The organism is Actinoplanes sp. ATCC 53533, assembly GCF_003947245.1.
Map to the genome: position 1 here is coordinate 1 of NZ_QHHV01000254.1, position 8,821 is coordinate 8,821.

7 protein-coding genes and 1 pseudogene are annotated in these 8,821 nt (G+C 66.8%); 1 reads left to right on the forward strand and 7 read right to left on the reverse strand.

The window, feature by feature from the left end:
• From DMB66_RS51970 to DMB66_RS51980, 3 genes are all read right to left on the reverse strand, one after another.
• Positions 1–4,947, reverse strand: a 4,947-nt coding sequence (locus DMB66_RS51970; RefSeq protein ID WP_158647642.1) for a DNRLRE domain-containing protein, incomplete at its 3' end; no start/stop codon positions are given.
• 478 nt (positions 4,948–5,425) lie between these two features.
• Entirely contained in the window at positions 5,426–5,617 is a 192-nt protein-coding gene (locus DMB66_RS51975) for a hypothetical protein (protein WP_125811487.1), read from the reverse strand.
• Between the two features lie 98 nt (positions 5,618–5,715).
• Positions 5,716–6,198 carry an IclR family transcriptional regulator gene (locus DMB66_RS51980; RefSeq protein ID WP_125811488.1) on the reverse strand — a complete coding sequence of 161 codons (483 nt, stop codon included), beginning with the start codon at positions 6,196–6,198 and terminating at the stop codon, positions 5,716–5,718.
• 76 nt (positions 6,199–6,274) lie between these two features.
• Here DMB66_RS51980 and DMB66_RS66330 point away from each other — a divergent pair.
• Positions 6,275–6,532, forward strand: a pseudogene (locus DMB66_RS66330) (hypothetical protein); the annotation flags it as partial.
• A 319-nt stretch (positions 6,533–6,851) separates the two neighbouring features.
• Here DMB66_RS66330 and DMB66_RS51995 read toward each other — a convergent pair.
• The 4 genes from DMB66_RS51995 to DMB66_RS52010 form a co-directional block, all read right to left on the reverse strand.
• Positions 6,852–7,409, reverse strand: coding sequence for a pyridoxamine 5'-phosphate oxidase family protein (locus tag DMB66_RS51995; protein WP_125811489.1), 558 nt, complete (start codon positions 7,407–7,409; stop codon positions 6,852–6,854).
• Positions 7,406–7,939 carry a hypothetical protein gene (locus DMB66_RS52000; protein ID WP_125811490.1) on the reverse strand — a complete coding sequence of 178 codons (534 nt, stop codon included), beginning with the start codon at positions 7,937–7,939 and terminating at the stop codon, positions 7,406–7,408. The genes DMB66_RS51995 and DMB66_RS52000 overlap by 4 nt, the downstream gene beginning before the upstream one ends.
• Entirely contained in the window at positions 7,936–8,619 is a 684-nt protein-coding gene (locus tag DMB66_RS52005; RefSeq protein WP_125811491.1) for a hypothetical protein, read from the reverse strand. The genes DMB66_RS52000 and DMB66_RS52005 overlap by 4 nt, the downstream gene beginning before the upstream one ends.
• 9 nt (positions 8,620–8,628) lie before the next feature.
• Positions 8,629–8,821 (reverse strand): anthrone oxygenase family protein (locus tag DMB66_RS52010; RefSeq protein ID WP_148112867.1); only part of this gene is annotated, 193 nt, incomplete at its 5' end.

An 8,821-nucleotide genomic window follows, 5' to 3' on the forward strand; every position in this document is an offset into this window, starting at 1 on the left:
ACCATAGGTGGCACGGAAGGTGGAGACGCCGCTGCCGAGGCCCGCATCGAGCGCCATGACCAGTCCACGGTGCTCAGTGGACGAGTCGTAGGTGAGCGTGCTGGTGGATTTGCCGTCGTTGACGCTCTTGATGTTGCCGTCGATGTCGTAGGTGTAGGCGGTGGTGGCACCGTCGGCGTCGGTGTAGCTCAGCAGCCGGCCCAACACGTCGTAAGTGCTGGACAAGACTGTCGAGCCCTGCGTCGCTGTCGTCTGCAGGCCTGTGGCGGAGTCGTAGCCGACAGTGGTGGCTGTCACCGACGACGAACTCGGCAGCCCGGACACCGAGGTGGCGGTGCTGGTTGGCCGGCCGACCCCGTCGTAGCCGACGGTCGTGGTCCGGGTGACAGAGCCCGAGCTTTCGGTGACGGTAGCAACCTGGCCGTACGCGCCGTAGGTGTAGATCTTGCCCACGACGGCGTATCCGGTGGACGGGCCACCACCGGGGTCCGTTCGGCATACCTGCCCCGCCCAGTGCGGCTTACCGCCGCAGGCCGGGTAGGTGGAGTTCGCCGAAGTTGTGTAGTAGGTGGTCAACACGGTGTTCGGATCCGTGGCCGCCGCGCCGGGTAGCCGGGACTCGACCACCCTGCCGGAGGAGTCATATCGCACTTTGCCGGTCAGGTCGGCCGAGGACGACGCGCTCGTGCCCATCCAGGTGGTCTGTGTGGTGGGTCGGAAAAGTGTCCAGCCGGACGTGGGACCGGAGGCCGATGAGTCGTCGATGGGGTCGTATCCGGTCACCGTCGTCGTCGTGTCCGCGGCCGGGACGGTTGTCCCGTCCAACGCGGTCGGGGTGGTGACGGTCTTGGTGACCAAGTGGAAGGCATCGCTGGTGGGAGCGCCGGTGTCATACGTGTACGAGGTCTGGGTCCGGATCGAGGCGATCTCCCCTGACGACAATTGGGCTGAATGTGCGGGGCCGAGCGTGCCAAGCAGATCGGCTCCGTCCTCGCTGTAGGTGCCGATGGTGGCCAAAAGATCCGCTCGGGCGGCCGAGGAGACCTGCGCGGCAACGTACGGGTCCGTATCGCCGGTCGGGGCCAGCGCCTGAGCGCGGTTGCCTGCGTCCAGCGACCAAATCTCGTTGCCGTTCTCGTCGTAGCGGGTGGAGTCGATCTGCCAGGCGCCGGCGCCGAATGCAGCAGTGTTGACCACCACGCCGTTCACGTCCGCGTAGGTGACCTCCGCGTACGGCCAATCCCCCTCGGCCGGGCCATAGGCGCCGTTAATGCCGGCGGCCGGCACGTGGGAAGCCGGGAAAACCGCCGCGCCAGAGTAGGCGAGATCTGAGATCTGACCCCAGGTGGCCGCGACAGTCCCGGACACATCCGGCGCTCCGGACACCCCGGCGACCGGCAGGTCGTAGGCGACCGCTTGGACGGCGTCGCCATTGGCAGTGTCGGTGCGGGCAACACCGGCTAGCCGTCCTTGGGTGTCGTAGGCCAACGTCCATGGGCTTTGACCGGACGGGGTGATCGTGGCGATCCGCCCCGCCGAGTTGTAGGTGTAACGCGTCTTCAGTGGGGTGGTGAAGCGCGGATCCCATGCGACGCGCAGGTGGCCGGTGGAGTCGTAGAGATACGCGGCGACCTGCTTGGTCACCATCGCGGAACTGGCTGGGTCGTAGGCGGTCCAGGCGACACCCGAGACCAGCCCGGCGAAGTCGCCCCAAGCGGACTCGTCCGTACCGGTCGCCGTGGTGGCGGCACCGTAGGTGAGCTGCACTGCATTGCACCCGGGCGTGTCGAACGCGGTGACGGTGCAGGTGACACCGGCCGGCACCGATCCCAGAATGGTGACGATCCGGCCGTAGGCGTCCCGGGCGTAGCTCGTCTCCCCCTCCTTGCCTGCCTCGTCCACCCAGGCGACCGTCCAGGAGTTGTTCCCGTTCTTCGTCCAGGTCGTCACCGTTCCGTCGGTGCTGGTCAACTGCCAGCCGGTGTAGACGGTGTTGTCGCTCGTGTCGGCGGGGTTGCCGATCGAGGTCGACTTGATCAACAAGCTGCCGTCGTTGGCATCACCGACCCCGAGATACCCGCCGGAGCTCTGCTTCACGTAGACAGCCTCGGTGCCCTCGGGGTATTTGACCGTGACCGCTCCGGAGGCGGAGTTGTCGATCAATTCGGCTTCGGCGGCGCCGGCACGCGCGCCGGGCAGCGAGGCCCGCCAGCCGGCTCCGAAAATTCCGGTAGGACCGGTGGTTGCGGCCGCCGGGACGAGGCTGGTCGCGGTGCGGCCCACACCGAGCCCACCCGCTGCGGTGTCGGTGGCGATCACCAGGAAGTCGCCGGTGGTCAGCGACACCTCACCAGGGCCGATTGCCTGGGTGGCGGCGTCCTGGCCGAACGTGGTCACCGCGAGTGCGAAGATCCGCTCGGCGGAGTAGCCGACCACGCCGGCGGACGTGGAGAACTTGGCGCGGATGCGCAGTGCTCCGTCCGGCTCGCCCGCGGCCGCCAGAGTCGACGCCACGTTCCAGTTGTAGCCAGTGAAGCTGGTCAGGTTTCCGGAGGCGGTGCCGGTCAGCGGCCAACCGGTGATCCGGGTGGAGGAACCGGCCGGGGTCACGTCCGCCACGGGGAGGTCTGTCCAGGTGGTCGAGGAGGTGCCCGGCGCCCACTGATAGGTGATCTGGGTGTATCCGGAGTTCGCCGAAGCGGACATGGCGACCCCCTTCGCAGTCGACGCCCCTGCCGTCGGTGTGAGAACTCCACCCGCGCCGACGCCGAACTCGTAGGAAGTCGCCGTCGCAGACCGGTGCAGGGCGGTGTCGCGGCTGCGCACGTAGAGGGTGTGCCAGCCGAGCACCTTGGTCGGGATCGTCGAGACGGTCACCGCAGAGCCTGAGTTGGACGAGTCGGGGGCCAAGTTGGGCGTGGACGGGTCGTCCAAACCCCAGTAGTAGCCGGCGCCGTCACTGGAAGCCGTGTCGAGTGCACAGGACGTCGTGGAGGCGGTCGGCGGAGTCCAGATCCCCGCCGGAAAACTGCCACACGAAATCGTCGGCGCTGCCGGCATGCCGGTGTTCAAAGCGAACTTCGTGCTGGTCGTGGAGGAGAGGCTGGACGGGGTCCAGGCGGAGTAGTCGTAGCCGCCGGCGCCGTTGGTCACCCTCGTCCGCATCTGGTACATCACGTGCTGGCCCGAGGACAGCACACCGGAGGGCACCTTCACCGTCGCCTTCGCACCTGGGTTGACCGCCGACGACGTGATCGTGGTGATCTCGCCGGTGCCCTCGGATGTGTAGTTCACGTCGCGTGACAGCTTCACCTGGAGGGTGACCTTGCCGCCGTCGGCGTTCGACGCCTTCGCGGTGAAGGTCGGGGTGAGCGACGTCGTGTAGACGGTGGCCTTGCTCAGGTAGGAGTCGGTGGTGGTGCCGGACACCTTCGGTGAGAACGTGCCGCTGGCCGGGGTTCCCGGGTAGGTGTTGTACACCACCGACAGGGTCGGGTACCGGGCCGTGATGGTGCAGCTCGTGTCGGCCGTGGCGTCGATGTTCATCGAGCAGAAGTACTTCGTGTACGCGGTGCTCGACTCGCTACCCGCCTTGAGCAGCAGGCCGTAGTCGGCCAGGGTGCCGGACACCCACGCCTGCACCATGCTGGTCACCGTCATCGAGCCGGTGGCGTTCGCGCAGCCGAGATCCTCGTTGCCGTACGCGTACGACGCCGACCCCGCGTACGAGGTGGTGTACGACGGCTGGTTGGCCCAGGTGGCACTGGACAGGGTGTAGGACTCGGTGACCGGGTACGCGTACAGCGACCGGGCCGTGCACGAGCCCGAGTAGTTGTTCCACAGCTTCAGCGTCGCGCTGGTGACGTGCGAGCCCGACGGCACACTGCTGGTGGTCTTGAACCGGACAAGCGATCGCCTGATGTTGCCGGCCGCCGACACCCCGATCCGCAGGTCGCTGTCGGACACGTGCGAGTCGGAGTCCGCCTCGGTCACATAGGTGTCGCCGTAGCGGGACACTGACGACACGGTCGGGTCGATCCATACCGGATACACCGTGGCGGGGTCCGTCAGGAACGGCATGCCCGCGCTCAGGTCCAGGTACTGCGATCCGTCCTCGTCGGTGGCCAGGGTGACCGGCACCGTCTGTACCTGCATGCGTTCCTCGTTGACCACCAGCGACGAGTACATCCGCGGCTTGGGCATGGTGAACACCACCGTCGAGGTGGCTTCGCCCTCGCCGCCGGTTTTCACGAAGTCGTAGCCGCCGGTGTCGTTGGCCACCATGGTCAGCCCGGTCATGTCGAAGCCGAGCCGCTGCCTCGGCGCCGATGTGGGCGGCGCGGACAGTTTCAACGACTGCTCGAAACCGTCCGAGGTCGCCGTCAACACCAGCGCCTCGGTCTCGGTCAATTGGTAGATCGCGTTGTTCTTGTCGATCGAAGGCGCCGGCAACGACTTCGCCCACGACAGCTCGAACCCGCGGGAACCGTTGTCCAACATCACCGCCGGGCCGTCACCACCGTTCGAGAACACAACGTCCGCCGGCGACACCTTCGGCGCCCAACCGCCGTCGACCTGCGTCAGGTCGTAGTCCACATCCGCCCACGACCCGTCCGGCCGGGCCACCCGCACCGCGATCGGCGACACCTCCGACCGCAACGACCCATCCGGCCGTACGTACGTCAGCGAGGTCTCGTTGGTCTTGCCCGTTACCAGGATGTCCTTGCCGGTGGCGACGGCGGCCAACTGTGCCGACACCAGATCCGGCCGTTCGAGGGTCTCCTGGGCCGTGGCCGTGGCCGTTGCCGGAGCCGCGACCACCTCGGCGGCCGCCGGCGCCGTCGGCGCCACCATGGCACCCGCGACGAACACCGCCAGACCGGTGCCCCACGCGACAACCCGGGGATACCACCGATCCCGCCGGACGACGGCGAGGCCTCGTTCCATTTCCGATATTTGTTTCATACTGGACAAAAATTGACCATGCTTTTTAGGCACGACGGGGCCCCCGCAGAATTGAAAGAGTCGCGACAGAATGCGCGGTGAATGGCGTGATGCCCAGGATCACGCGCCGATCAATCTTGGTCAACACCGAACCCAAGCCCTGTTACTCATCCGTAACCAGGCTGCTACCAGCGCAAAGGAGCCGCATAGCGGACGCACAGAAAGCACACAGATTCGATCCGCGTCGTCCGCTCAGTCGTATACGGATAAGCGGGTCGCTGTCGCAGATCATGTGACGATGGATTCAGCTCGGAGCAGGAATCTTTTGCGAAGCAAATCGAAAAGTTCGGTGGACCGCCCGGCGGTGAACGCGTCCAGGGTCGTGAATGTCCCTTCGGTGAACTGGCGCAAGTACGGCTGGTCATCCCTGGCAAACTCGCTCGATCCAGGCCTGCAGTTCGCCGTGGACGCTGCGGTGCCCTCACCGCGGGTGGTCTTGAGCGAGGCGACGGATCAGGTGCCGGACCTCACCGTTGACCGGTGGCCGGTCTGCCTTGCGGGAGTGTGTCCAATGCCGGGTCAGGGTCGACGATGCACCGGAGGTCACCGAGGCCGGGCTGAAGGTGGCTGTGGCGCCGGTGGGCAGGCCGCCCGGCTCGCCGGAGTACGTCATGGTTGGCCGTGTTCCCGGTGACGCCGTGCCTCATCTCTTGGGCGGCCGCGTCCATGCAAGTCACGACTCTTGACCCCGGCGGTCACGGCAGCTGCAGGTCACCGCCAAGCATCGGTGAGTGCGGCGTTCGCGTTGGTGAGCTGTCTCGCCAGGGCACCGGCGTGTCGGCGTTCGATTCGGTGCGCGGGGGCGGAGATGGTGAGGGCGGCCACGGGGCCTCGCGTGGGGTGGATGACGGCCACGCCGACGGCGTAGACACCGTCGACGCTTTCTCCCCAGTTGGTGGCGTACCCCCTGGTGCGTACAGCGTCGAGTTCGTCGATCAGCTGGTCCGCTGAGGTGATCGACGCGTTGGTCAGGGCTGCCAGCGTGCGGGGATGGAGCGCCTGGATATCTTTCGGCCGCATTTGAGCGAGCAGCGCCTTGCCGCCGGCAGTGGTGTAGGCGGGAAGTCGATCCCCGGTGCGGACTCCGACCCGTACGGTCTGCGTGCTCTCCACACCGTCGAGGAACACGATGTGGGCTCCCTGCAGGCCAACAAGGTTCACCGTCTCGTTGGTCGTCTCGGCAAGTCCTTCCATGTGCGGGCGGATCGCGGCGACAACATCCCAGGGCGGCTGCCGCGCGGAGACCTCATGAGCCGCGGAGGTCTACGCTCCGTTCTATGAGGCACTGACCGTTCTCACCGCACGCGCACAGGACGCCGGCCTGCTCCGTGCCGACCTCACCCCCGACGACCTCCCCCGGCTCATGGCCATGCTGACCAGCACACTGTGGACCATGGACCCCAGCGCCAACGGCTGGCGCCGCTACCTGGCCCTCATGCTCGAAGGACTGACCCCTGCCGCGGCGAAACCCCTGCCTTCGCCAGTCACCCTGATGAAGGATCGGCGAAGGGGCAGTTGGCCGCTCTGATCTCAAGGGCAGCATTGAGACGTGCGCTCCGGCGTAACGGGCACCCCGCGATGTCCTGCCGTCCACGGCGATGACCCGACGGTATCGGCGAGGCCGGCACGCAGACGGCCGCGGGGCTCGAGTGTGCAGCCAGCCGGCGAGAACGGTGGTGCCGGCGCCAAGCCTTTCGGCGCCAGCACGAAAGGCTTCAGCACCAGCAAATCCGTACCGCCGCCTGAGCCGATCGAGGGTCTGTGGCCAACGGCCAGATCGCGTTCATCGTCCATAGCCGGCGACCGCGGATAGCCGCTGGTGCTCGCCGTGAGGCAACGAGGAGCGCTCAGTGTTGTGCGGTTCTGCGTCCGACGACTTCGTCATAGGGACGCATGGTGGTCGCACTGCTGCCGTCGGGGGTGAACTCGAGGATCGTACGCCACAGAAGCCGTACGCGGTTGTCGGTCCAGAGTGCCGAAATGGGGTCGATGCGGAAGAAGACCTGCTGGCTGTAGTCGTCGGGGGTTTTGATGTTGTCGTACATCGAGGTGTCGGCGAGCCAGGGGAACTGTTCCGTGCTGACCTGAACGGCGCGGCCGATGTCGGCGGGGTCGGTCAGCAGCTTCGCCCGGCCCTTGACCTGCAGCGAGTACACCTGGAACCGCTCCTCGTAACTGCCGAGGTGGGCCACCGCGTAGCTGACCCGGGGTTCCGTCAGCATCTCGGTGTACTTCCGGTTGTAGGTGAAGGTGTGCACGTAGACGGAGAATCCGTCGGCGGCGATGTGCATAGTCGAAGCGGACGGAGCGCCGTCATCGTCGATCGTCGCCAGCGTCGCGATCTCTTCCTGGCGGAGCAGGTCGCCTATCGCTTGTGAGACCTCCGGAAGGGTCGGCGCGGTCATCCCTGCTCCTTCCAGCCGTAGGCGGCGAGGTCGATGGCGGGGTGGACGGAGCCGCATTTGCCGCAGGTCCGGCCCTGCTGATCGGCGTTGAACCGGGCGCACGCCTCGGCGTAGAAACCGGCTGCCGGCAGGTCGTTGGAATGCGTCCATTCGTAGCGCTGGACCTCGACGTCACAGCCAGGGCAGTACCACGCCGCTCCGACCAGCCCCGCGTCGAGTGGCATGTATCGCAGGCAGACACCTTCCTCGGTGGGGACGATCTGGTGCGGGGTGCCCGCCGGGATGTAGGCCATGTCACCGATCGTCATCCCGAAGGAATTGACGGAGCTGTCGCGCAGCGTGATCCGCGCGGCCCCACTGAGTTGGGTGATCACGGTGTCCTTGGCGCAGACCAGGTGGAATGGCTGAGTGAGCCGGTTGCGCGACAGATACAGCTGGGGGTCGACGGCTTCCTGCAGGACGGCGGCGTCTTCGTAGTCGCCGACCTCCTTGGCGGCCTTGAAGGCGTGCAGCATGCGTCGGCGGTTCATGACCGGCCCTCCTTGACCAGCGCGCGGTAGGCGTCGTTGACGACCCGGGTCTGGGCGACCTGCCGTTGCCATCCCCATTGAGCGGTCGGGAAGACCGGGTTGACGTGCCCGCATCCCTGGCAGGTGCGGCCTTCTTCGCTGTTGCGCAGCTGCACGAACTCCTGTGACCCGGCGGTGGTGGCGAACTGGCGGACGCGGTCGTCCGCCGCGCCGAAGCGGGTGGGGTCGTGACCGTCGACGCCGGCTGGGGTGGCGTCGTAGTCGATCCTGGCCAGCTCGGCCTTGCATTGCTGGCAACGCGCCAACAGGGTCTCGCGCTGGTCGCCGCCCTCCGACTGATGCTGAGTGATCGTCATGACGGCGAAGGCCTCAGGGTCCTTCTCGTCGCGGAGGAAGGAGTTGACGCCGTGCAGCGGCTGGGTGGCGAAGATCTGCCCGGAGGACAGCAGCGACTGGTGGGAGCCGTAGACGACCACGACCTCGGCGATGGAGTTGCCGTGGAAGAAATGGCCGTACTCCATGTCCGGTCCGCCCCAGAGCACGGCGCCGCACGGCACGATCGAGCCGGCGTCGTCGTAGGGGAACAGCGGAATCAGCTGGTTGGCTGCGCCCGACATCCGCTCGTAGATGTTGACCTTGAGCGGTTCACGGGATGGGTCCGGCGGTGGAATGCGGTTCAAGACGACCTCCTACGAAAGCGTCGCGGTGACGAACAGCCCCAGGCTAGCGACGGCCAGGACGGTGCGGACGAGATGCAGCCAGGTCCAGCGGGTGTGCAGGGACGCGGCGTCGGGTGGCGGCGTCCCTTCGGGGAGCCGGCGAAATTTGGTGTTGATGGGTTCGAGCAGCAGGACGGAGCCGACGACGATCAGCGTGATCCCA

Bases quoted from the DNA above. Each gene is read 5' to 3' on its own strand.
- DMB66_RS51975 (WP_125811487.1), bottom strand. From the start codon at position 5,617: ATGACGTACTCCGGCGAGCCGGGCGGCCTGCCCACCGGCGCCACAGCC.
- DMB66_RS51980 (WP_125811488.1), bottom strand. From the start codon at position 6,198: ATGGAAGGACTTGCCGAGACGACCAACGAGACGGTGAACCTTGTTGGC.
- DMB66_RS51995 (WP_125811489.1), bottom strand. From the start codon at position 7,409: ATGACCGCGCCGACCCTTCCGGAGGTCTCACAAGCGATAGGCGACCTG.
- DMB66_RS52000 (WP_125811490.1), bottom strand. From the start codon at position 7,939: ATGAACCGCCGACGCATGCTGCACGCCTTCAAGGCCGCCAAGGAGGTC.